Here is a 23,248-nt window from a genome sequence, read left to right as displayed (position 1 = left end):
CAAGGAGACAGGCATGTCGACCCTAAGAGGGTTCGTGAGCATCCTGCTGCTGAGCCTGACCACCATGACCTGGGGAATCCCGCTGATCCTGCTGACCCTGGTCAAGCTAGTGACGCCCGGGCGCCGCTGGCGCCGCCGGGTGCTGACGGCCCTCAATTGGGTCGCGCTCAACTGGATGGGCAGCAACCTGTGGTGGATGCGCCGCTGGCTGCGCCCGCCCCTGGAGCTGCAGCTACCCGATGGCATGTCTCGGGACCGCTGGTGGCTGGTGCTCTCCAACCACCGCAGCTGGACGGACATCTTCCTGCTGTTCTTCGCCTTCCACCGGCGCATCCCCATGCCGCACTTCTTCGTCAAGCGGCAGCTGATCTGGATTCCCATCGTCGGGCTGGCCTTCTGGGCCATGGAGTTTCCCATGCTGCGTCGCCTGACCCGCGAGCAGCGCGAGCGCCAACCCCACCTGGCGCGTCGCGACCGCGAGGCCACCGAGCGCATGTGTCGCCATGCCCGTGAGCGGCCCATCGCGATCTATAACTTCGTCGAGGGCACCCGCTTCACCCCTACCAAGCACGCCGCCCAGGGCGCTCCCTATCGACACCTGCTCAGGCCGCGCGCCGGCGGCATCGCCCAGGTGGTGAGCCTGCTCGGCGACCGGCTCGGCGGCATCCTCGACGTCACCCTGCACTACGACAATCCCGCGCCGAGCTTCTGGGGCTTTCTCTGCGGCCGCGAGGGCCGTGTCGTGCTGGAGGCGCGGCGTCTGGAGGTCCCCTCCTGGATGCTCGAAGGGGACTATCACGACAACACGGACTACAAGGAACGCTTCCAGTCATGGCTCAACGCCCTGTGGCAGGACAAGGATCGCCGTCTAGACGACCACCGCTGAGCTGGCTGCTAATCGCCCTGACGGTGCTGCTGGCCGGCTGTGCAGGCACCGGCCGCGACATGGGACAAGGATATGACAGCGGTCGCGCACGTGACATCGCCGGCGAGTGGGTCACCATCCAGCGTGGCGACACCCTGGGGAAGATCGCACGCCGCGCCGATGTGCCTCTGGTCCGCCTGGAGCGCTTCAATCCCGGCGTCGACACCCGGCAACTGGCCGTGGGCCAGCGAGTGATGGTGCCCACTCGAAATGAGCGGGCGCCCTCCGGCGGCCCCTATCGGTACCAGATTCGACCGGGCGACACCTTCAGCGCCATCGCCCGGCGCTTCGGCACGACGCCAGGGCGAATCCGCTCGGGCAACCCCGGTATCGTGCCCACCGCGCTCAGGGTCGGCCAGCAGATCAAGGTGCCTCTGCGCGGGGGCCAGGCGAGCGCGTCCGCCTCGAGTACCGCCAGCAAGCGCAAGGCCGCTCGGCCGTCCCGCAAGCAGCTGCCGGACCCGGGCGACCTGCCCGCCTCGGCGCGGCGCTGGCCCTGGCCGCTGGACGACTATCGGGTGGCTCGACCGTTCGGCACCGATAAACGCGGCGCCCTGCAGCCGATGCTGCTAGCCACCGCGCCTGGCAGTCGCGCCAAGGCGGTGGCCGATGGCGAGGTGCGGTTCGCCGACAGCATGCGCCAGCTCGGCCAGGTGGTGATCGTGCACCACGCCGACAACTTGCAGAGCGTCTATGCGCTGTGCAAGAGGCCGCTCGTGGGCAGCGGAGAGCGCGTCACGCAAGGCACCCCGGTCTGCGAGGTGGGTCGCCAGGACGGCGGACCACGCCTGCTCTTCGACATGCGCCATGGCGGAAAGCCCATGGACCCCGCCCAGGTCCTTCGCTAGACGCGGCGTTGACGTGGTTGACGCAAGCATCACGTCATCGTCATCGCGGTGTCGCGCGCCTGTCATGAGCGACGCCCATCCTCGGCGGTGTCAGGCCCGGTCGGGCCCGCCAACGCACGAGGAGCGCCATGCGCATCTGCCTGGTCAGCGACACCTGGTCCCCCGATATCAACGGCGTCGCCCACACCCTTGGCCGGCTGAGTTCCGAACTGGAGCGACGCGGGGTGGCGCTGCAGCTGGTACGACCCCGTCCGACCGCGCGAACCGTGCCGCGGGCCGAGGGCATCGAGGCAGAGCTTCGCGTTCGTGGCCTGGCCCTGCCGGGCTATCGCGAGGTGCGCATCGGCCTGCCGGCCGGGCGAGCCATCCAGCGCCTGTGGCGTCAACAGCGCCCCCAGGCGATCTACCTCGCCACCCAGGGCCCTCTGGGCTGGTCGGCGCTGCGCATCGCCCGCCGGCTGGGCATCCCGGTAATCAGCGGCTGGCACACCAACTTCGATCAATACTGCCGCGACTACGGCCTGCCCTGGCTGGCGCCGCTGGTGCTGCGCCGCCTGAGGCAATTCCATAACCGCACCGCGGCGACCCTGGTGCCGACCCATGCCCAGGCCCGCGAGCTCTTCGAGCAGGGCTTTGCCAACGTGCGCGTGATGGCGCGCGGCATCGACGGCGAGCGTTTCTCCCCGGCGCATCGCGACTCGCCGCTGCGCGCGGCCTGGGGCAGCGATGCCCATCGTCCGGTGGCCCTCTATGTAGGGCGCCTGGCGCCGGAGAAGAACCTGGCCCTGTTGCGCGACACCTTTTCCGCGATGCTTGCCGCGCGCCCCGATCTCACCCTGGTGGTGGTCGGCGACGGCCCGGGGCGCACCTCCCTCGAGCGCGCGCTGCCCCAGGCCCACTTCACCGGCTTCATCGATCGCGAGAGCCTGATTCGCCACTACGCCAGCGCCGATCTCTTCGTCTTCCCCTCGCTCTCCGAGACCTGGGGCAACGTGGTGCTCGAGGCCATGGCCAGCGGCCTGGCCGTGGTCGCCTTTCGCCACGCCGCCGGTGCCGAGCTGATCGACCACGACCATAACGGCCTGAGCCTGGCGCCGGACGATGCGGCCGGCTTCCAGGCGGCGGCGGTCGCCCTGTGTCAGCAGCCGGCCCGCTATGCCCGGCTGGGACGTGCGGCACGCGAGCGCGCCCTGGCCTATCGATGGCCGGCAATCGCCGACACCTTCCTCTCCACCCTCACCCAGCCGCTGGAGATCGACGATGAAGCCGCTCCCCCCTGCCGTGTTTGATCGTCTGGATCTCATCGAGTGGCAGCTCTGCCGCCGACTGGTCGGCTGCAACGTCCACCGCCCCTGGCTGATGCTGCTGCGCCTGGCCAGCCGGCTGGGGGACTGGCCGCTGTGGGTCGGGCTGATCCTGGCCCAGCCGCTGCTCGACCCGGTGAACGGCGGACGGCGGCTGGTCGAATACGTCGCCACCGCCCTGGTGGCCATCGCCTGCTATCGCGTGCTCAAGACGCGGCTGTGCCGCGAGCGCCCCTTCATCACCTTCACCGGGATCATCCGCTGCGGCGAACCCGCTCGAGACCGCTACAGCTTCCCCAGCGGGCACACCATGCACGCGGTGCTCTTCTGCCTGCTGACCGCCGTGCACGCCGCCTGGCTGCTGCCGTGGCTCCTTCCGTTCGCGGCGATGATCGCCATCTCTCGCGTCGGCCTAGGGCTGCACTACCTCAGCGACGTGCTGGCCGGCGCCCTGCTTGGAACGGCCTTCGCGATGCTCAGTCTGGCGGTCTTCGGCTGAGACCGTCGTGGGACCAGTGAGCCGTGTCCCGCTAGCCTCCCAGCCGGCGGGATGGCATCCTGAGGCAATGACCCAGTTGTCGCTCTCTTCTCGCGAGACCCTGCTCGGGGATCCGCCCCTGGCGCGGTTCTCCAGGCTGCTCGGCGAGCCCGCCGCCACCCAGGCACTGACCCGGCTCGATCGCGAGCTTGACTGGCAGCGCCCAAGCCTGCGCCTCTACGGTCGCGAGCATCCGATCCCGCGCCACCAGGTCTGGATGGGCAGTCCCGACGCCCGCTATCGCTACTCGGGGCGCAACTTCTGCCCCGAGGCTTGGCACCCCGAGGTCGCGGCCATCCGCGATGCCGTGGTCGAGTGCCTGGCCGCCGCCGGCCAATCGGCGCGCTTCAACAGCGTGCTGCTCAACCGCTACGCCGACGGCGAGGAGCGCATGGGCTGGCACAGCGACGACGAGCCCGAGCTCGGCGCCGCCCCGCTGATCGCGGCGGTCAGCCTCGGCGCCGAGCGGCCGCTGCGCTTTCGCTGGAAGCAGCGCGAAGCCGAGGCCTTCAACGCCTGGCTGCCCCACGACAGCCTGCTGGTGATGGGGCCCGGGGTGCAGCGCCGCCTGCAGCACGCGCTGCTGCCGCGGCGACACCGAGGCCTGCGCATCAGCCTGACCTTTCGCTGGGTGCATCCGTCGCGCATCCACGACTGAGCCGCGGTCGCCCGCTTACCCGGGCCCTCAATCGCCGCCTTTCGCTTCTGCCCATGCAAAACGGCCACCCCGTTTGGGATGGCCGTTGTATGTTGCTTAAAACAGAAAACGGTATAAATCCGCAAGTAAGCTATTAGCCTCGGTAGTAGCCGGGGGTGACGAAGGGCATCTTGCTGACCGTCATCGGCAGGCGCTTGCCGCGCACCTCGGCGTAGACGGTGGTGCCGACCTCGGCGGCCTCGATGGCCACGTAGCCCATGGCCACCGGCCGGCCGACGCTGGGGCCGAAGCCGCCGGAGGTCACTCGACCCAGGTGGCCACCCTCGGCATCGTAAAGCTCGGTGCCCTCGCGCACCGGCGCGCGGCCCTCGCCGAGCAGGCCCACGCGCTTGCGGCGATGATCCTTCTCGGCCACCTGGTGCAGGATCAGGTCGGCGCCGGGGAAGCCGCCGGCCCGCTCGCCGCCGCGACGCCGCGGCTTGCCGATGGCCCAGATCAGGCCGCCCTCGACCGGCGTGGTCTCGGTGTCGAGGTCGTGACCGTAGAGGCAGAGCCCGGCCTCGAGACGCAGCGAGTCACGCGCGCCCAGGCCGATCGCCTCGACCTCCTCCTCGGCCAGCAGGCGACGCGCCAGGGCCTCGGTATCCTCGGCCGCGACCGAGATCTCGAAGCCATCCTCGCCGGTATAGCCACTGCGGCTGGCCCAGACGTCGATGCCGTCGATAGTGAAGTGGCCATGCTGCATGAAGACCATCTCGCAGGCCTCGGGGCACAGGCGCTGCATCACCTTGGCCGCCGCCGGTCCCTGCAGGGCCAGCAGGCCGCGGTCGACCACCTCGATCTCGTGATCCGGCAGGCCGCGGCGCAGGTGGGCAATATCCTGTTCGCGACAGGCGGCGTTCACCACCAGGTAGAGGTGCTCGCCGGCATTGACCACCATCAGGTCGTCGAGGATGCCCCCCTCCTCCGAGGTAAACAGCGCGTAGCGCTGCATGCCCTCGGCGAGGCCGACGATATCGGCCGGCACCAGGGTCTCCAGGGCCTCGGCCGGGTCCGGGCCACGCAGCAGCACCTGGCCCATGTGGGAGACATCGAAGAGCCCGGCGCCGTGGCGGGTATGCTCGTGCTCGCGTTTTACCCCCAGCGGGTACTGCACCGGCATGTCGTAGCCGGCGAAGGGCACCATCTTGGCGCCCAGTTCCACGTGCAGGGCATGCAGGGGGGTATGCTTGAGTTCACTCATGTCGTCGTCTCTCGTGTCGAGGGGGCCAATGCAAGAGAGGTGCCCCGCGGGGCACCTCTCTTGCCGGACTCACCCCTCAGGATTTGTCGTGGTCCAGCTCCTCGCCCGGCAGAACCTCCTTGCCGTCGAAGTAGTCACGGGCCAGCTTGAAGACCACCGGCGACAGCAGCGCCAGGGCGATCAGGTTGGGGATGGCCATCATGGCGTTGAAGGTATCGGCCATCAGCCAGATGAAGCCCAGCTGCGCCATGGCACCCAGCGGAATCGCCAGCACGAACAGCACCCGATAGAGCATGATCGAGCGGGTGCCGAACAGGAACTGGAAGCACTTCTCGCCGTAGAAGGACCAGCCGAGGATGGTGGTGAAGGCGAACACCGCCAGCGCCAGCGACACGATCTGGTTACCCATGCCCGGCAGGGCCGCATCGAAGGAGAGCGCGGTCAGCGATGCCCCGGCCTCACCGGTCTCCCAGACACCGGCGGTCAGGATGACCAGGGCGGTGATGGAGCAGACGATGATGGTATCGATGAAGGTACCCAGCATGGCGATCAGGCCCTGACGCACCGGGTTCTTGGTCTGCGCCGCGGCGTGGGCGATGGGCGCACTGCCCAGGCCCGCTTCGTTGGAGAAGATGCCGCGCGCCACGCCGAAGCGGATGGCTGCCATCACCGCCGCACCGGCGAAACCGCCCACGGCCGCATGGGGGTTGAAGGCGTAGGTAAAGATCATGCCGAAGGCGCTACCGAGCTGGTCGGCGTTGACGACCAGCACTGTCAGGCCGGCAATCACGTAGAGGATACCCATCACCGGCACCAGCTTGCCCGCCACCTTGGCGATGCGCTTGATGCCGCCAAGGATCACCGCCCCGGCCAACACCATGATCACCACGCCGGTGATCCAGTGCGGCAGGCCGAAGGTGGAATCCAGGGCGTCGGCCACTGAGTTGGACTGCACGGTGTTGCCGATGCCGAAGGCCGCCACGGCGCCGAAGAAGGCGAAGGCGCCACCGAGCCACAGCCACTTCTGGCCGAGGCCGTTCTTGATGTAGTACATCGGGCCGCCGATGTGATAGCCGGTGCTGTCGGTCTCGCGATAGCGCACGGCAAGCACCGCCTCGGCGAACTTGGTGGCCATGCCCACGAGCGCCGTGATCCACATCCAGAAGACCGCCCCCGGGCCACCCAGGGCGATGGCCGTGGCCACGCCGGCGATGTTGCCGGTGCCGATGGTCGCTGACAGCGCAGTCATCAGGGCGTTGAAGGGCGAGATCTCGCCATCCTCATGCTTCTCGGCCGCCTTGCCGGGTGCCGGTTTCTTGTCGCGGCCGGCCCACATCAGCTTGAAGCCGGTGCCGAGCTTGCGGATCGGCATCAGCTTGAGGCCCAACTGCAGATAGAGGCCCACCCCCAGCAGCAGGATGAGCATCAAGGGCCCCCACACCACGCCATTGATGGCGCCAAAGATACTGTTCAAGGTTTCCACGAGAATCTCCCTATTGTCTTCTTCACACTTGTTGTTGTGATCTGCCGCTTGTGGTGACCTGCCAGGCATTCCCCCGGACTCGCCTTCCCCCTCTTGGCAGGCGAGCGATCCGATAAGACGAAAAGGCTTGGTCAGGTCGCTCTTCGACGAAAGATCGACAGGACGAACGCCCTCACGATAGCGGATCAAGCCGCCGCTGCACCAGCCCGGCGAAAGGCTGCCCCCGCGGTTACTCTGGATTGGCAAATGCCCGGAGCGTACACCAGGTTTCCGATCGGAAACGCCAAAAGCCTACTGTCGGCGCCGCCCTGAGGCAAGGACGCGTCGCGCACTGGACGAACTCGACGCCGCCGACCACTCTGTGAACGGGTCGAGGCGCGGTTATCCGCCCTCCTGCCCCCTGCAGGACTCGCCAAATGCCGCCAATGGCGTTAGCATTCGCGGATCCGAAAACCTTTTTCGTATAGGAAATAATGATGAGCTCTATCCCCGCCAACCTGCGCTATGCCGAAAGCCATGAATGGGTCCTAGACAACGGCGATGGCAGCGTGACCATCGGCATCACCGACCATGCTCAGGAGGCACTGGGCGACGTGGTCTTCGTCGAACTGCCCGAGGTCGGCAAGACCCTCGCCGTCGGCGACGAGTTCGGCGTCATCGAGTCGGTCAAGGCCGCCTCCGATCTGTACGCGCCGATCGCCGGCGAGATCCTCGCGGTCAACGAGGCCCTCGAGGACGCCCCGGAGACCGTCAACGAGGCGCCCTACGCCGACGGCTGGATCATGAAGGTCCGCCTCGACGACGCCGCCGCACTCGACGCGCTGATGGATGCCGACGCCTATCAGGCCGTGGCCGCCGCCGAAGACTGAGCCTCGCTCCGGCACCCTCTGCCCGCCGGCAGCAACGACCGGTAAAGGAGCGTGCCAACCCCGGCCCCGTTCAGGCGGGGCCGGCCTTTCACTGATTCCCGGGGCATCGCCCCACCACGCAAACAGGGTGTTCCATGGCTTTCGACAACCGCCGTCTGGCCGATCTGGCCGCTCACGATGCCTTCATTCAGCGCCATAACGGGCCTACCGCCGACGATGTGTCGGGCATGCTCGACGCACTGGAGATGGAGAGCCTTCCCGCGCTGATGGAGGCCACCGTGCCCGCCGGCATTCGCCTGGGCCGTGAGCTGGACCTGGACCCGCCGAAAAGCGAGGCCGAGGCCCTGGACTACCTGCAACGTCTGGCGCGCCAGAACCGCGTGGCCAAGAGCTATATCGGCCAGGGCTACTACGACACCCACCTGCCGACGGTGATCCAGCGCAACGTGCTGGAGAACCCGGGCTGGTACACCGCCTATACGCCGTATCAGCCGGAAATCTCCCAGGGGCGCCTCGAGGGCCTGCTCAACTTCCAGCAGATGGTGATGGACCTCACCGGCATGGAACTCGCCAACGCCTCGCTGCTCGACGAGGCGACCGCCGCCGCCGAGGCGATGGCGCTGTGCAAGCGCGCCAACAAGAAGGCCAAGAGCGATACCTTCTTCGTCGCCGATGACGTCTTCCCCCAGACCCTGGACGTAGTGCGCACCCGCGCGGCCTGGTTCGGCTTCGAGCTGGTAGTGGCACCGGCCGAGGAACTCGCCGAGCACCACGTCTTCGGCGCCCTGCTGCAGTACCCCGGAGACAGCGGCCAGGTCCGCGACCTGGCCCCACTGATCGAAACCGCCCGCGAGCACGGCGTGATGACCTGCGTCGTCGCCGATATCATGGGCCTGGTGCTGCTCAAGGAACCCGGCGCCCTGGGCGCCGACATGGTGGTGGGCTCCTCGCAGCGCTTCGGCGTGCCGATGGGCTTCGGCGGCCCCCACGCCGCCTTCTTCGCCACCACCGACAAGCTCAAGCGCTCGATCCCGGGGCGCATCATCGGCGTCTCCAAGGACAGCCGCGGCGCGACCGCACTGCGCATGGCGATGCAGACCCGTGAGCAGCACATCCGCCGCGAGAAGGCGACCTCCAACATCTGCACCGCCCAGGCACTGCTGGCCAACATCGCCGGCTTTTATGCTGTCTATCACGGTGCCGAGGGCCTCAAGACCATCGCCTCGCGCATCCACCGCCTGACCACCATTCTGGCGACGGGCCTGGCGGAAAAGGGCGTGACCCTGGCCCACGACAGCTGGTTTGACACCCTGCGCCTGACCGGCGTGGATGCCGGCCGCATCCACGGCCGCGCCATGGCCCACGACGTCAACCTGCGCTACTTCGAGGGCGGCGATGTAGGCCTAAGCCTGGACGAGACCACCACCGCCCACGATCTGGACACGCTGTTCGACGTGCTGCTCGACGAGGAGCATGGGCTGGGCGTGCGTGAGCTCGATGACCGCGTGGTGGCCCAGGGGCTCAGCGGCATTCCGGCCGGCTGCGCGCGGGAGTCCGACTTCCTGACCCACCCGACCTTCAAGCGCTACCGCAGCGAGACCGAGATGCTGCGCTACCTCAAGCGCCTGGAGAACAAGGACCTGTCGCTGGCCCATGCGATGATTCCGCTGGGCTCCTGCACCATGAAGCTCAACGCCACCAGCGAGATGATCCCCATCACCTGGCCGGAATTCGCCCGCATCCACCCCTTCGCGCCCCGCGATCAGGTGGCCGGCTACCGGCAGATGATCGATGAGCTGGCCGCCTTCCTGGTGGAGGTGACCGGCTACGACCACATCTCCATGCAGCCCAACTCCGGCGCCCAGGGCGAGTACGCCGGCCTGATCGCCATCCGTCGCTACCAGGCGGCCCAGGGCGAGGGGCACCGCGACGTCTGCCTGATCCCGAGCTCCGCCCACGGCACCAACCCCGCCTCCGCCGCCATGGCGAGCATGAAGGTGGTAGTCGTGGAGTGCGACACGGACGGCAACATCGACATCGACGACCTCGGCGCCAAGGCCGAGCAGCACCGCGACGCCCTCTCGGCGATCATGATCACCTACCCCTCGACCCACGGGGTGTTCGAGACCAACGTCCGTGAAGTGTGCGAGATCGTGCACGCCCACGGCGGCCAGGTGTACATCGACGGCGCCAACATGAACGCCCAAGTGGGCCTGACCCGCCCCGGCGACTTCGGCGGCGACGTCAGCCATCTCAACCTGCACAAGACGTTCTGCATCCCCCACGGCGGCGGCGGCCCGGGCATGGGCCCGATCGGCGTCAAGGCGCACCTGGCGCCCTACGTCTCCAACCATGCGGTGACGCCGATTGCGGGCGTCGAGGCGGGCTGCGGCGCGGTCTCGGCGGCGCCCTTCGGTTCGGCCTCGATCCTGCCGATCTCCTGGGCCTACATCAAGATGATGGGTGCGCGCGGGCTGCGCGAGGCCACCGAGCTCGCCATCCTCAACGCCAACTACATCGCCGCCCGCCTCGGCGAGCACTATCCGGTGCTCTACAAGGGTGAGAACGGCAGCGTGGCGCACGAGTGCATCATCGACATCCGCCCGCTCAAGGCCGAGTCCGGCATCAGCGAGGAGGACATCGCCAAGCGCCTGATGGACTACGGCTTCCACGCGCCGACCATGTCCTTCCCGGTGCCCGGCACGCTGATGATCGAGCCCACCGAGTCGGAGTCGCGCTACGAGATCGACCGCTTCTGTGACGCCATGATCGCGATCCGCGAGGAGATCAGCGCGGTGCAGCGCGGCGACTGGCCGGCGGAGAACAACCCGCTGGTCAACGCGCCGCACACCATGGCCGACCTGATGGACGCCCATTGGGAGCGCCCCTACTCGCGGGAACTCGGCGCCTTCCCCTCGGAGGCGACTCGGGCCGCCAAGTACTGGCCGGCGGTCAATCGCGTCGACAACGTCTTCGGCGACCGGCAGCTGATCTGCTCCTGCCCGAGCATCGACGAGTACCGTGATTGAAGGACGCGATTGAACGATGCGGCTAAACCATCGAGACGGCGCCTCACCGGCGCCGTCTGATCGTCAACGACCGATCACCAACGCCTGACCGTCAGCGACGGGCCTTCAACGACTGACCTTCAATGACTGACTTTCAATGAAAAGGGCCCCGCTTCGGCGGGGCCCTTCGCGTTCAGGCCGTGGTCCGTGCATGCCTCGTCAGTGCACTTTCGAACATCCCGGCCCTCGACCGCCTCAGCTCTCGATCACTTCGCCATAGCCGAGGCGCTCGTGGCGGCGCTGCTCGCGATAGCCCTCGAGCAGGCGCACGTAGCGCCGCGGCATGTGTGCCCCGGTGCGGGTCACCAGATAGAGGAATTCGTGGCACGCCTGGGCCAGGGAGAGCGCCTTGACCTGGCGCTGCCAGGGTGAGGTCTCCAGCACTACCCGCGAGACCACGGCGAAACCCAGTCCCCGGGCCACCCCATCTAGCACCATGCCCACCTCGTTGGTGAAGCCCTGGCGCGGGAAGTGACTCATTGAGCGAAAGTCGGGGAAGTTGGCGCGCAAGAGTACCCCGGCATGATCATTGCCGCCCGGATAGCCGATCATTCCGAGCGCCATCAGATCGCCCAGTCCGCTGCCGGCGAAGTCCGCCGGCACCACCAGGCAGAGCGGCTCCTGGTGCCAGGGCTCGCAGTCGAGCTCGGGATGACGAACCGGTTCGGTGACGATGCCGAGATCGTGGCGACCGGCGAGCACGTCCGCGACGATCTCGGCGTTGAAGGCGAAGCTGTAGCTGACGGTGAGGCCCGGCTGCATCTGCTGCTGGCCGAGGATGAACGGATAGAGCATCAGTCCGATGCTGCCCGGCGAGGCGAGACGGCACTCGCCGGTGTCCAGGCTGTCGTTGTCGAGGGAGTGGCAGAACTGCTCGTGTTCGGCGAACAGCTTGAGCGCGTAGTCATAGGCGCGACGGCCGGCCTCGGTGAGCACGAAGCGCCGACCCTGGCGATCGAGCAGCGACTTGCCGAGGTACTGCTCGAGCTTGCGGACGTGCTGACTGACGCCGGGCTGGGTCATCTCGAGACGCCGGGCGGTGCGCGTGAAGCTGCCGGTCTCGACCAGCGTGATGAAGGTGCGGAAATAGCGGGCGTTGAACATGGGATGTCACGTCGAGGGCGGTGGCCTGGCATCGGTGATTCTATCAGCTCGCCGCCGGAGCCGCAGCGATGCCCGCCCGACGGCCGGCGTGGTAGCATCATGGAACGACCAATCCGGCCATGACGACAGGGAACGCCACGGATGCCCGACACCATTTCCACCACCATCTCACCGGAAGGCAGCCTCGAGATCCTCTCCCAGCAGGAGGTCGAGCGCCTGCATGACACCTCCCGCAGCGGGCTGCACGACCTGCTGCGCAACTGCTCGCTGGCGGTGCTCAACTGCGGCAACCTCACCGATGACGGCCTGGCCCTGCTCGAGACCTACCCGGACTTCGATATCGAGGTGCTGCAGCAGGACCGCGGCGTGCGTCTCAAGATCACCAACGCTCCCGCCGAGGCCTTCGTCGATGGCAAGATGATCCGCGGCATCCGCGAGCACCTCTCCGCGGTGCTGCGCGACATCGTCTACGTCTACAACGAGATCCAGACTCGCCATCGCTTCGATCTGCAGACCGCGGAAGGCACCACCAATGCGGTGTTCCATATCCTGCGAAAGGCCGGCACCCTAAAACCGGGCCGTGATCCGAGCCTGGTGGTCTGCTGGGGGGGCCACTCGATCTCCCGCGAGGAGTACGACTACACCAAATCGGTGGGCTATCACCTGGGGCTTCGCGAGCTGGATATCTGCACCGGCTGCGGACCGGGCGCCATGAAGGGGCCCATGAAGGGCGCCAACGTGGCCCACGCCAAGCAGCGGCGCAGCCAGGGGCGCTACCTGGGGGTCTCGGAGCCCGGCATCATCGCCGCCGAGGCGCCCAATCCCATCGTCAACGAGCTGGTGGTGATGCCCGACATCGAGAAGCGCCTGGAGGCCTTCGTGCGCCTGGGCCACGGCATCCTGGTCTTCCCCGGAGGCGTGGGCACTGCCGAGGAAATCCTCTACCTGCTGGGGATCCTGCTGCACCCGGACAACACCGACATGGAACTGCCGGTCATCTTCACCGGCCCCGCGAGCGCCGCCGACTACTTCAAGCGCATCGACGAGTTCCTAGTTTACACCCTGGGCGAGGAGGTGCGCCGCCACTACCGCATCATCGTCGACGACCCCGTCGAGGTGGCCCGTGCCATGCGCGTCAACATCGATCGGGTGGCCGAGTATCGCCGCAGTCGCCAGGACGCCTTCTACTACAACTGGCGCCTGACCGTGGCGCGCAACTTCCAGGAAACCTTCGAACCCACCCACGAGGCCATGGCGAGCCTGGCGCTCCACCGCGAGCAGCCGGTACACGAGCTCGCCGCCAACCTGCGCCGCGCGTTCTCGGGCATCGTCGCCGGCAACGTCAAGGAACAGGGCCTGCGGGCCATCGAGGCCCACGGCCCCTTCCGCCTGCACGCCGAGCCGGAGCTGATGGCGCGCCTGGACGAGCTGCTCTCCTCCTTCGTCGATCAGGGACGCATGAAGCTCGCAGGCGACTACGTGCCCTGCTACACCCTCGGCTAGCCAGAGAGACCCGACCGAGACGCAAGAAGCCCCACCGGATCACTGATCCGGCGGGGCCTCTAGGAGGTTGCGGTTGCTTGATCTTAACGGCGATCGTGGTCGTGACGGACTCAGCCGGGCATTCTCGCCGTTTCGATCGCCGCCGCGGCTAGGCGCGCACGGGTCTCCACCACAGCCAGAGCGCATGCAGCAACAGGCCGAGAGTCGCACCATGGGAGACGACGAGCTCCCAGCCGAAGAAGTCGCTGGTCAGAGCGTGCCAGGCCGTCATGCCGGCAGCCCCCGCCCCCAGGCAGAGCACTAGCCGGCGCAGCAGCCCCGGCAGGCGGGCACGCGCCTCGTGCTCGAGCATCCGCCACTGCAGCAGAGTCGCTATCGCGACCACGGCCAGCGCCATCAGCATCAGCGACTGGCGGGTCTCGAGGCCGGCGGCCAGATAGCGCGGCAGGGTCGCCAGCATCAGCACGCCGAGCCCCACCAGCAGGCTGACGCGCTCCGCGGTCGGTGTGGCCCCCATCTCAGGCCACCTTCAGCTGCTGGGCGTCGATCCACTCCTCGACCCAGGGAAGGGCTTCGTCATCGGCCATGAAGGTCTCCATGGCATCGACCTCGAGGCGCTCGCCGAGCCGCTGGGCGCCCTGCCCTTCGAGCAGCTCGTCGAGATGGCGCCCGGCACCGCAGTAGGTCTCGCCGTAGGAGCTGTCGCCCAGGGCGATCAGCCCGTAGCGCAGGCTGCCAAGGCCGGGGCTCTGCTCCTCGAGCGCCCGAGCGAACGGCACGATATTACCGGGCAGGTCGCCGCTACCGGTGGTGGAGACGCAGAACAGCGCCAGGTCGGTGGGTGAGCCGGTGAGGTCGTCGAGGGTCGGCTGATCGAAAATCGCCACCTCGTAACCGGCCTCCTCGAAGAGCGGCTTGACCTGTTCGGCGACGTCCAGGGCACCACCATACATGGTGCCTACGAAGATCTTGAGCATGGGCATGTCATGGATTTACCTGAGAATTTCACTCGGATATTAACACGGGGGTGCGGCATGGGGCCACGCCATGATGACTGCCGAGCGCGGGAAGTCCGAGTATAATGGTCAGGCATTCAACATTCCTGCAGGGAGACACCATGCGGCACGCTTTCGAGACCTGGATCACGCCGATCATGATCGGCGGTCTGATCCTCTTCATGTGCTTCATCATCTGGGATCTGGCCAAGAAGTCCCAGGCGGGACGCTTCGGCACCCTCATGCTGTTCGTGGTCCTCGGCGCCGGGATGCTGGGGTACGTGCTGAAGGTGGTGATCACCTGGACGCTGGAGAGCGGCGTCGGCGTGTAGGCCCCGCCCTTCGAAGCGCCAAGTGGATCAAACGCAAAGACGCCACTCCGAGGAGTGGCGTCTTGCCTGGCGACCGGCCATTATCGCGTCAACCGAGGACGCTCAATGCACCTCGCCGTCGTACCCTTCAACTTGGCTCTTGAGCTTCTGGCCGGGTCGGAAGGTGACCACGCGCCGCGCGGAGATGGGGATCTCCTCGCCGGTCTTCGGGTTACGACCGGGGCGTTCGCGCTTGTCGCGCAGGTCGAAGTTGCCGAACCCCGACAGCTTGACCTGCTCGTTCTCGCGCAGGCAACCACGTATCTCCTCGAAGAAGGCCTCCACCATGGACTTGGCCTCGCGCTTGGACAGGCCAAGCTCGGCGTGCAGATGTTCGGCCAGTTCCGCCTTGGTCAACGCACCCATGTTGTCGTCCTCGTGGCGCTGGTCCTGCCGATCGCCGGGCTGCGCCTCGCTTGAGGGCGCAGTCTTGTCGCGCGACGCTGTCATGAACGCAGCTCTGCGCCCAGATGCTGGTGCGATTCCGCGACGATAGCATCAACCAACTGATTGATTTCCTCGTCATTAAGCGTGCGCGAAGGATGCTGCCAGGTCAAGCCCAGGGCCACGCTCTTGCGCCCCTCCGGTACGCCCTTGCCCTGATAGACATCGAACAGGTGCGAGTCCACCAGCCACTCGCCGGCCTGGCCGCGGATGGTATCGAGCAGCGACTGCACCGGCAGCTCGGCGTCGACCAGGAAGGCCAGGTCACGACGCACCTCGGGATGGCGCGACAGCGGAGTAAAGGCCGGCACCCGCCCCTGGGTAAGCGCGTCGAGACGCACCTCGAAGAGCAGCGCATCGACCTTGAGACCCAGCTTGGCACGCACTGCCGGGTGCAGGGTGCCGATCCAGCCGGCCTCCTCGCCGCGGTGCAGGATGCGCGCGCACTGCCCCGGATGCAGGGCCGGATGCTCGCCCGGCTCGAAGCGCCAGGCTTCGGGCTCGCCAAGCGCGAACAGGCTCTCCAGGTCGCCCTTCAGGTCGAAGAAATCGACCGCGGCCTTGTCGCCGGACCAGCCCTCGGGCTCGCGGGGCCCGCAGACCAGCGCGCCAAGCATCGGCAGCTGGTGCAGGTGGTCGAGCTCGCCGCGGAACACCAGGCCGGTCTCGAACAGCCGCACTCGGCTCTGCTGACGATTCAGGTTATGCGTGAGGGCACGCACCAGGCCCGGGAAGAGGCTAGCCCGCATCACCGACAGATCGCTGGAGATGGGATTGGCGAGCGCCGGCGAGACGGCCTCGGGATGCAGCGCCTGCTGCAGCTCCGGAGCGACGAAGCTGTAGGTCACCGCCTCCTGGTAGCCACGGGCGACCATCTGGCGACGCAGCAGGCCCAGCGGCGTGTGAGCCTCATCGGCGGGGCGCAGCGCCAGGCGCAGCTGAGGACGACGCACCGGCAGGCGGTTGTAGCCGTGGATGCGCGCCACCTCCTCGATGAGGTCCTCCTCGATGGCGATGTCGAAGCGCCAGGTCGGCACCTGCACCGTCCAGCCCTCGCCGGTGGCCGTGACGCCGAGCCCCAGGCGCTCGAGGACCTCGGCGACCTCGTCGTCGGGCAGCGCCTTGCCGAGCGCCTGCTCGAGGCGAGCGGCGCGCAGGATCGCCTGGCGGGCGCCGGGCAGATGCGCGTCGCTTGCCACCTCGGTCAGCGGGCCCGGCTCGCCGCCGGTGATCTCCAGCAGCAGCGCGGTGGCCCGCTCGGCAGCCTCGCGGGCGAGTGCCGGGTCGACGCCGCGCTCGAAGCGGTGGGAGGCATCGGTGTGCAGGCCGTAACGACGCCCCTGACCGGCCACGGCCAGCGGCGAGAAGAACGCCGACTCGAGGAAGATGTCGCGGGTCTCGGCATTCACGCCGGAGTGCTCGCCGCCCATGACGCCGGCGATGGCCAGCGGGCCGCGCTCGTCGGCGATCACCAGTGTCTCGGCCTCCAGGGTGATCTCCTGGCCGTCGAGCAGCACCAGGCGCTCGCCCTCCCGTGCCAGCCGTACGATCACGCTGCCGTGCAGGTTGGCGCGATCGAAGGCGTGCAGCGGCTGACCAAGCTCGAGCATCACGTAGTTGGTGACGTCGACCACCGGGTCGATGGCGCGGATGCCGCTGCGGCGCAGCCGCTCGACCATCCACAGCGGCGTCTCGGCGGTGACATCGACGCCCTTGATCAGGCGGCCGAGGTAGCGCGGGCAGCGCTCACCGTCCTCGACGCGAACCGGGAAACTTTCGTCATGGACCGGCGCCACCGCGGTAAGCGCGGGACCCTCGACCGCCAGACGATTGAGCACCCCGACCTCGCGGGCCAGGCCCTTCAGGCTCAGGCAGTCACCGCGGTTGGGAGTGAGGTCGACCTCGATGGTGTGGTCATCGAGCCCCATGAAGTCGCGGAAGCCCTCGCCCACCGGCGCGTCCGTCGGCAGCTCGAGGATGCCCTCGGAGGTCTCCTCCTCGAGGCCCAGCTCCGAGGCGGAGCAGATCATGCCGCGAGACTCTACGCCGCGCAGCTTGGCTTTCTTGATCTTGAAGTCGCCGGGCAGCACGGCGCCGACCCGAGCGAAGGCCACCCGCTGGCCCTCGGCCACGTTGGGGGCACCGCAGACGACCTGAACCCGCTCACCACTGCCGTCGTCGACCTGGCAGACGTTGAGTTTGTCGGCATCCGGGTGCGGGGCCTTGGCCACCACCTGGGCGACCACCACGCCGCTGAAGCTCGCGGCCACGGGATCCACGGCATCGACCTCGAGGCCGGCCATGGTGATCTGGTCGGCGAGCGCCTGGGTAGAAAGGGCCGGCGAGACCCAGTCGCGCAGCCACTGTTCGGAAAATTTCATGACAACTCCTGTGTTCTGCTTATCCGGTGATCAATCAGGCGAACTGGCGCAGGAAGCGCAGGTCGTTGTCGAAGAACAGCCGCAGGTCGTTGACGCCATAGCGCAGCATCGCCAGGCGCTCGGCGCCCATACCGAAGGCGAAGCCGGTGTAGCGCTCGGTATCGATGCCGGAGTGGCGGAACACCTCGGGGTGCACCATGCCGCAACCCATCACCTCGAGCCAGCCGCTGTGCGAGCAGACCCGGCAGCCCTCGCCTGCGCACATCACGCACTCGATATCGACCTCGGCCGAGGGCTCCGTGAAGGGGAAATAGGAGGGACGAAAGCGCACCGAGAGATCGTCACGCTCGAAGAAGGCGTGCAGGAAGTCCTGGATGGTGCCCTTGAGGTCGGCGAAGCTGACGTCCTCGTCGACCAGCAGGCCTTCGACCTGATGGAACATCGGCGTGTGGGTCAGATCGGAGTCGCTGCGATAGACGCGGCCCGGGCAGACGATGCGGATCGGCGGCTCGGCCTCCTTCATGGTCCGCACCTGCACCGGCGAGGTGTGGGTGCGCAGCAGCCGGGTGGCATCGAAGTAGAAGGTATCGGCCATGCCCCGCGCCGGGTGATGGGCGGGAATGTTGAGGGCCTCGAAGTTGTGGTAGTCGTCCTCGATCTCCGGACCCACCGCCACGTCGTAGCCGATGCGCGTGAACAGCGCTTCGATGCGCTCCAGGGTCAGGGTCACCGGATGCAGGCCCCCGCTGGGCTGGCCGTGCCCCGGCAGCGTCACGTCCAGGCGCTCGGCGGCCAGTCGCGCCTCCAGCGCCGCCTTCTCCAGCGCCTGGCGGCGCTCGTCGAGTTCCTGGCTCAGCGCCTGCTTGGCCTGGTTGATCCGCTCACCGGCGGCCGGGCGCTCCTCCGCGGGCAGCTTGCCGAGCCCCTTGAGCAGGGCGGTGATCTCGCCCTTCTTGCCGAGATAGCGCACGCGCAGCTCGTCCAGTGCGGCCAGGCTGTCCGCGGCGTGGATGGCGTCGCGGGCCTCGGCAACCAGAGTGGGAAGGTGGTCCATCCGTTGAGCTCCGAAGTCTTTCAAAGAAGTCTTTCAAAAAAACAGGGGAAGAGCGGCTGCTCTTCCCCTGCGACGATCACGGACCGGCGGCGCGACACGAGCCACTCACCGGCCAGGGTCGACTCCCTTACTGGGCAGCCTTGGCCTTCTCGACGATGGCGGCAAAGGCAGCCTTCTCGTGAACGGCCAGATCGGCCAGCACTTTGCGGTCGATCTCGATACCGGCCTTCTTCAGGCCGCCGACGAAGCGGCTGTAGGACAGGCCATGCTGGCGGGCACCGGCGTTGATACGCTGGATCCACAGGGCACGGAACTGACGCTTACGCTGGCGACGGTCGCGGTACGCATACTGGCCGGCCTTGATGACGGCCTGCTTGGCAACGCGAAAGACGCGCGAACGGGCACCGTAGTAACCCTTGGCCTGCTTAAGAATCTTCTTGTGACGACGACGTGCGACGACACCACGCTTGACGCGAGTCATAGCTATCTCCTGACGTTAGAGGGGTGCACCCGGGAAGTTACAGAGTCGGCAGCATCCGCTGGATGAGCGGCTTATCGGCGGCGTGGATCTGCTTCATCCCACGCAGCTGACGCTTCCGCTTGGTGGACTTCTTGGTCAGGATGTGGCTACGGAACGACTGCTTGTGCTTGAAGCCGTTGGCCGTCTTCTTGAAGCGCTTGGCAGCGCCGCTGTTGCTCTTGATTTTCGGCATGAGAATAACTCCGCTCGAGGTTTTTTCAGAAAATTCGGGGCCACCGGAAGGCTGGCATGCCTTCCGGCCGTTAAACGGGCCGTCGAATCACTTCTTCTTGGGGGCAATGATCATAATCATCTGGCGCCCTTCCATCTTCGGAAAGGACTCCACGGTACCCAGGTCCTCGAGGTCGGCGGCGATCCGCTCCATCAGCTTGCGGCCGATGTCCTGGTGCGCCATTTCACGACCGCGAAAACGCAGGGTGACCTTGCCCTTGTCGCCACCTTCGAGGAATCGAATCAGGTTCTTCATCTTGACCTGATAGTCACCCTCGTCGGTGCCAGGCCGGAATTTCACTTCCTTGACCTGGATCTGCTTCGTCTTCTTCTTCTGAGCAGACTTCTGTTTCTTCTGCTCGAAGACGAACTTACCGTAATCCATGATCTTGCAGACAATGGGATCGGCGTTGGAAATCTGTACGAGGTCCATTCCGGCCGCTTCGGCTCGCTCCAGCGCTTCGCTGGTGGGCACAACGCCCAGCTGTTCGCCGTCGCTATCGATCAGGCGGACCTGATCCTCGGTAATGCGCTCGTTCATCGGGGGGCGTTTATCCTGAACGCGCCCTCTTGGGTTGCTTCTCTTGATGGTTCCGTCTCCACTATCGCTTGGAAGATGTCGCTATTGCCGTTCGGTCTGAATCCGCTCGATGAAGGCGTCTACCGTCATCGTTCCGAGATTCTCGCCGCTGCGGGTGCGCAGGGCCACCGAGTCGGACTCGACTTCCTTATCTCCCACCACCAGGAGATAGGGGACCTTCTGCAACGTATGCTCTCGGATTTTAAAGCCGATCTTCTCGTTCCTCAAGTCCGACTTGACGCGCAGACCGACTTTCTGGAGCCGTTCGACCAGCGAGACGGCGTAATCACGCTGAGCATCGGTGATGGTCATGACCACCGCCTGCTGCGGCGCCAGCCACAGCGGCATGGCGCCGGCATAGTGCTCGATCAGGATACCCAGGAACCGCTCGAAGGAACCGAGAATCGCGCGATGCAGCATCACCGGCGTCTTGCGCACGCCATCCTCGTCGACGAACTGCGCCCCCAAGCGACCCGGCAGGTTGAAGTCGAGCTGTAGCGTACCACACTGCCAGACGCGGTTGAGGCAATCGCGCAGCGAGAACTCGATCTTGGGCCCGTAGAAGGCGCCCTCGCCCGGCTGCAGGTCCCACTCGAGGCCGGTGGCGTTCAGCGCCGCTTCGAGACCGGCCTCGGCACGATCCCAAAGCGCCGGCTCGCCCATGTAGCCTTCGGGGCGGGTGGAGAGCTTGAGCTCCACGTCGTCGAAGCCGAGTTCCTTGTAGACCTGGAGGGTCAGGGCGATGAAGGCCTCGGCCTCGGCCTGGATCTGCCCCTCGGTGCAGAAGATGTGCGCGTCGTCCTGGGTGAAGCCGCGCACCCGCATCAGGCCGTGCAGCGAGCCGGAGGGCTCGTTACGGTGGCAGCTGCCGAATTCGGCGAGGCGCAGAGGGAGGTCGCGGTAGCTCTTCAGCCCCTGGTTGAACACCTGCACGTGGCAGGGGCAGTTCATCGGCTTGACCGCGTACTCGCGCTTCTCCGACTCGGTGGTGAACATCAGTTCGCTGTAGTGCCCCCAGTGCCCCGAGGCCTTCCACAGCGAGAGATCGACCACCTGGGGCGTCTTGATCTCCTGATAGCCGTGCTCGATCTGCACGCGACGCATGTACTGCTCGAGCGCCTGGTAGATCGTCCAGCCGTTGGGATGCCAGAAGACCATGCCAGGGGCCTCTTCCTGGAGATGGAAGAGATCCATCTTCTTGGCCAGCTTGCGATGATCGCGCTTTTCGGCCTCCTCGAGGCGCTTGAGATAGGCCTTGAGCTGTTTCTTGTCGCCCCAGGCGGTGCCGTAAATACGGGTCAGCATGGGGTTCTCGGCGTTGCCTCGCCAGTAGGCCCCAGAGAGCTTGGTCAGCTTGAACGCCTTGAGGTGCCGCGTATTGGGCACGTGAGGACCCCGGCACATGTCGAGGTATTCCTCGTGATGGTAGAGACGAATGGTCTCTCCCTCGGGAATGCCGCGCACGATCTCCTGCTTGTAGGGCTCGTCGCGGTGCAAGAACTGCAGCATGGCGTGATCGCGATCGACATACTCGCGCACCACATCGTACTCGTGATCGATCAGCGCCTTCATGCGCGCCTCGATGGCCTCGAGATCCTCGGGGGTCACCGAGCGTCCGAAGTCGACGTCATAGTAGAAGCCGTCTTCGATCACCGGGCCGATGGCCATCTTGGCGTCGGGATAGAGCTGCTTGACGGCATGACCGATCAGGTGGGCGCAGGAGTGGCGAATGACCTCGAGGCCCTCCGCGTCGCGGGCGGTGAGAATCGCCACCTCGGCATCATGGTCGATGATATCGGCGGCATCCACCTGCACGCCGTCGATCTTGCCGGCCACGCAGGCCTTGGCGAGACCGGGACCGATGCTCTCGGCCAGCTGCATCACGCTGAGGGGGTCGTCGAAGGTTCTCTGACTGCCGTCGGGCAGGGTCACGATGGGCATGAAGGCTTCCTTGTGCGCAGTGGTGATCCATACCAGGGATCACGTGTCGCCAGACGAATGGTCGTGGTCTGAAAGCCGCATAGCCTAGCAGAAGCGCCCCCTGTGGCGCCACGGTGGATGGCCAAGGGCAGGAATCCCGACACGAGAAAAGGCGCCCGTAGGCGCCTTGTCTCGTGCTTGCGTCACGTCCCGGGCGATGCCGGGACGGTGGCTCGGGTCAGGGCAGGATCACTCCCACTCGCCCAGTTCGACGCGACGGTTCTCGGCACGGCCAGCGTCAGTCTCGTTGCTGGCCACCGGCTGGGACTCGCCGTAGCCGATGGTGCGCATGCGATCCATCGAGACGCCCTGGCTCGCCAGGTAATCGGCGACGGAGTCGGCACGGCGCTGAGAGAGGTCCTGATTATAGGAATCGCTGCCCACGGCGTCGGTGTGACCCTCGATGCGCACGCGAACATTCTCGTTGGCGCGCAGCTTCTCGGCGACATCGGCGAGGATGTCCTCGGCGCCCATGGTCAGGACGGCAGAGTCAAACTCGAAATTGACGTCGCGCAGCACCAGGTCCTGCTCGCAGCCCAGGGCGTTGACCTCGGCACCGGCCGGGGTACCCGGACACTGGTCCTGATAGTCCGGCACGCCATCGCCGTCGGAGTCGAGCGGGCAACCCACGGCATCCACGGCCACGCCTGCCGGTGTGCCCGGACACTGGTCGTTGGCATCGGTGACGCCGTCACCGTCGGTGTCGCGCGGCGCCGGTGCCGGGCTGCGGTTGGGCTCGGCACACAGCATCGCACCGATGGCCGCACCCGCGGTGGAGCCGATGGCCGCACCGGTATCCTCATCGGATTCGCCGCTGGTGGCATAGCCCAGACCGCCACCGATCACGCCGCCGGCGAGCCCGCAGACGAAGGGAGATTGGTACCAGGCACGGTCAGAGGAAACGCCGCTGTCCATGCCGGAGGATTGAGACCCTGAGCTGGCACAGCCGGAGAGCCCGACCACCAGCGCAGAACCGAGCAACAAACCAGTCGTTGATTTTTTCATGCAAGACTCCTTCTTCTTAACTACATCCCGGCACGACGGGTAAGGAGCGCCATGGCCAGGGGGTTCCGAGGAATGAACCGAGGGAAACGGCCCCCGAACCGCTTCCTGCACCTTCCAAGAAAGCACGTTACGCCTTTCTCGGCC

At 66.7% G+C, this 23,248-nt stretch carries 22 protein-coding genes; 9 read left to right on the top strand and 13 right to left on the bottom strand.

Going from position 1 to position 23,248, the window contains the following annotated elements; all coding sequences use genetic code 11:
* Positions 1-13 precede the first annotated feature (13 nt).
* The 5 genes from RSO68_RS01310 (at position 14) to RSO68_RS01290 (ending at position 4,273) form a co-directional block, all read left to right on the top strand.
* Positions 14-886 carry an acyltransferase gene (locus RSO68_RS01310; RefSeq protein WP_315585151.1) on the top strand — a complete coding sequence of 291 codons (873 nt, stop codon included), beginning with the start codon at positions 14-16 and terminating at the stop codon, positions 884-886.
* Positions 832-1,773, top strand: a complete 942-nt coding sequence (locus RSO68_RS01305) for a M23 family metallopeptidase (protein ID WP_315585150.1) — start codon at positions 832-834, stop codon at positions 1,771-1,773. The genes RSO68_RS01310 and RSO68_RS01305 overlap by 55 nt, the downstream gene beginning before the upstream one ends.
* A 128-nt stretch (positions 1,774-1,901) precedes the next feature.
* Complete coding sequence (locus RSO68_RS01300) at positions 1,902-3,062, top strand: glycosyltransferase family 4 protein (RefSeq protein WP_089848809.1); 1,161 nt, start codon at positions 1,902-1,904, stop codon at positions 3,060-3,062.
* Positions 3,034-3,576 carry a phosphatase PAP2 family protein gene (locus RSO68_RS01295; protein WP_089848811.1) on the top strand — a complete coding sequence of 181 codons (543 nt, stop codon included), beginning with the start codon at positions 3,034-3,036 and terminating at the stop codon, positions 3,574-3,576. Before RSO68_RS01300 ends, RSO68_RS01295 begins: the two co-directional genes overlap by 29 nt.
* Before the next feature lie 67 nt (positions 3,577-3,643).
* On the top strand, positions 3,644-4,273 hold the full coding sequence (locus RSO68_RS01290; protein ID WP_315585149.1) for an alpha-ketoglutarate-dependent dioxygenase AlkB family protein: 630 nt from the start codon (positions 3,644-3,646) through the stop codon (positions 4,271-4,273).
* A 133-nt stretch (positions 4,274-4,406) separates the two neighbouring features.
* Here RSO68_RS01290 and gcvT read toward each other — a convergent pair whose 3' ends face one another.
* Positions 4,407-5,516: a glycine cleavage system aminomethyltransferase GcvT gene (gene gcvT / locus RSO68_RS01285; protein WP_315585148.1), complete on the bottom strand. Its 1,110-nt coding sequence runs from the start codon at positions 5,514-5,516 to the stop codon at positions 4,407-4,409.
* A 76-nt stretch (positions 5,517-5,592) separates the two neighbouring features.
* Positions 5,593-6,999 (bottom strand): alanine/glycine:cation symporter family protein, encoded by a 1,407-nt coding sequence (locus tag RSO68_RS01280; protein ID WP_089848816.1) that lies wholly within the window; start codon positions 6,997-6,999, stop codon positions 5,593-5,595.
* A gap of 476 nt (positions 7,000-7,475) precedes the next feature.
* Between RSO68_RS01280 and gcvH the strand changes: the two genes are divergently transcribed.
* A complete protein-coding gene (gene gcvH / locus RSO68_RS01275; RefSeq protein WP_089848818.1) occupies positions 7,476-7,868 on the top strand; it encodes a glycine cleavage system protein GcvH in 393 nt (130 codons plus the stop codon).
* A 134-nt stretch (positions 7,869-8,002) separates the two neighbouring features.
* Positions 8,003-10,897, top strand: coding sequence for an aminomethyl-transferring glycine dehydrogenase (gene gcvP / locus RSO68_RS01270; protein WP_089848819.1), 2,895 nt, complete (start codon positions 8,003-8,005; stop codon positions 10,895-10,897).
* 234 nt (positions 10,898-11,131) lie between these two features.
* Here gcvP and RSO68_RS01265 read toward each other — a convergent pair whose 3' ends face one another.
* The gene (locus RSO68_RS01265; RefSeq protein ID WP_089848821.1) at positions 11,132-12,040 is read right to left on the bottom strand and encodes a LysR family transcriptional regulator; all 909 of its coding nucleotides are present in this window, start codon (positions 12,038-12,040) and stop codon (positions 11,132-11,134) included.
* A gap of 141 nt (positions 12,041-12,181) precedes the next feature.
* Here RSO68_RS01265 and ppnN point away from each other — a divergent pair, with 141 nt between their 5' ends.
* Positions 12,182-13,543: a nucleotide 5'-monophosphate nucleosidase PpnN gene (gene ppnN / locus RSO68_RS01260; protein ID WP_315585147.1), complete on the top strand. Its 1,362-nt coding sequence runs from the start codon at positions 12,182-12,184 to the stop codon at positions 13,541-13,543.
* 148 nt (positions 13,544-13,691) lie between these two features.
* Here ppnN and RSO68_RS01255 read toward each other — a convergent pair whose 3' ends face one another.
* Both RSO68_RS01255 and RSO68_RS01250 read right to left on the bottom strand, forming a co-directional pair.
* Complete coding sequence (locus tag RSO68_RS01255; protein WP_315585146.1) at positions 13,692-14,060, bottom strand: hypothetical protein; 369 nt, start codon at positions 14,058-14,060, stop codon at positions 13,692-13,694.
* A 1-nt stretch (position 14,061) separates the two neighbouring features.
* Positions 14,062-14,526 carry a flavodoxin gene (locus tag RSO68_RS01250; RefSeq protein WP_089848826.1) on the bottom strand — a complete coding sequence of 155 codons (465 nt, stop codon included), beginning with the start codon at positions 14,524-14,526 and terminating at the stop codon, positions 14,062-14,064.
* A gap of 134 nt (positions 14,527-14,660) precedes the next feature.
* Between RSO68_RS01250 and RSO68_RS01245 the strand changes: the two genes are divergently transcribed.
* On the top strand, positions 14,661-14,870 hold the full coding sequence (locus tag RSO68_RS01245) for a DUF2788 domain-containing protein (RefSeq protein WP_089848828.1): 210 nt from the start codon (positions 14,661-14,663) through the stop codon (positions 14,868-14,870).
* A 102-nt stretch (positions 14,871-14,972) separates the two neighbouring features.
* Here the strand turns inward: RSO68_RS01245 and ihfA are convergent, their stop codons facing one another.
* The 8 genes from ihfA to RSO68_RS01205 all read right to left on the bottom strand — a co-directional run bounded on the left by ihfA (position 14,973) and on the right by RSO68_RS01205 (position 23,104).
* Positions 14,973-15,275: an integration host factor subunit alpha gene (gene ihfA / locus RSO68_RS01240; RefSeq protein WP_089848881.1), complete on the bottom strand. Its 303-nt coding sequence runs from the start codon at positions 15,273-15,275 to the stop codon at positions 14,973-14,975.
* Positions 15,276-15,355: 80 nt separating this feature from the next.
* Positions 15,356-17,734 (bottom strand): phenylalanine--tRNA ligase subunit beta, encoded by a 2,379-nt coding sequence (gene pheT / locus RSO68_RS01235; RefSeq protein WP_315585145.1) that lies wholly within the window; start codon positions 17,732-17,734, stop codon positions 15,356-15,358.
* A 34-nt stretch (positions 17,735-17,768) separates the two neighbouring features.
* Positions 17,769-18,788, bottom strand: a complete 1,020-nt coding sequence (gene pheS, locus RSO68_RS01230; RefSeq protein WP_315585144.1) for a phenylalanine--tRNA ligase subunit alpha — start codon at positions 18,786-18,788, stop codon at positions 17,769-17,771.
* 127 nt (positions 18,789-18,915) lie between these two features.
* A complete protein-coding gene (rplT, locus tag RSO68_RS01225; RefSeq protein ID WP_021817421.1) occupies positions 18,916-19,269 on the bottom strand; it encodes a 50S ribosomal protein L20 in 354 nt (117 codons plus the stop codon).
* A 37-nt stretch (positions 19,270-19,306) separates the two neighbouring features.
* Positions 19,307-19,501 (bottom strand): 50S ribosomal protein L35, encoded by a 195-nt coding sequence (rpmI, locus tag RSO68_RS01220; RefSeq protein WP_089848836.1) that lies wholly within the window; start codon positions 19,499-19,501, stop codon positions 19,307-19,309.
* An 87-nt stretch (positions 19,502-19,588) separates the two neighbouring features.
* On the bottom strand, positions 19,589-20,128 hold the full coding sequence (gene infC, locus RSO68_RS01215) for a translation initiation factor IF-3 (protein ID WP_089848838.1): 540 nt from the start codon (positions 20,126-20,128) through the stop codon (positions 19,589-19,591).
* Between the two features lie 33 nt (positions 20,129-20,161).
* Entirely contained in the window at positions 20,162-22,060 is a 1,899-nt protein-coding gene (gene thrS, locus RSO68_RS01210) for a threonine--tRNA ligase (protein ID WP_089848840.1), read from the bottom strand.
* Positions 22,061-22,288: 228 nt separating this feature from the next.
* Entirely contained in the window at positions 22,289-23,104 is an 816-nt protein-coding gene (locus tag RSO68_RS01205; RefSeq protein ID WP_089848842.1) for an OmpA family protein, read from the bottom strand.
* Positions 23,105-23,248: the final 144 nt, after the last annotated feature.

The sequence above is a fragment of the Halomonas saccharevitans genome (assembly GCF_032333995.1).
Taxonomy (GTDB): domain Bacteria; phylum Pseudomonadota; class Gammaproteobacteria; order Pseudomonadales; family Halomonadaceae; genus Halomonas; species Halomonas saccharevitans.
The sequence above is the reverse complement of the archived record's forward strand: the minus strand, read 5'-3'. Positions and strand labels throughout refer to the sequence as shown.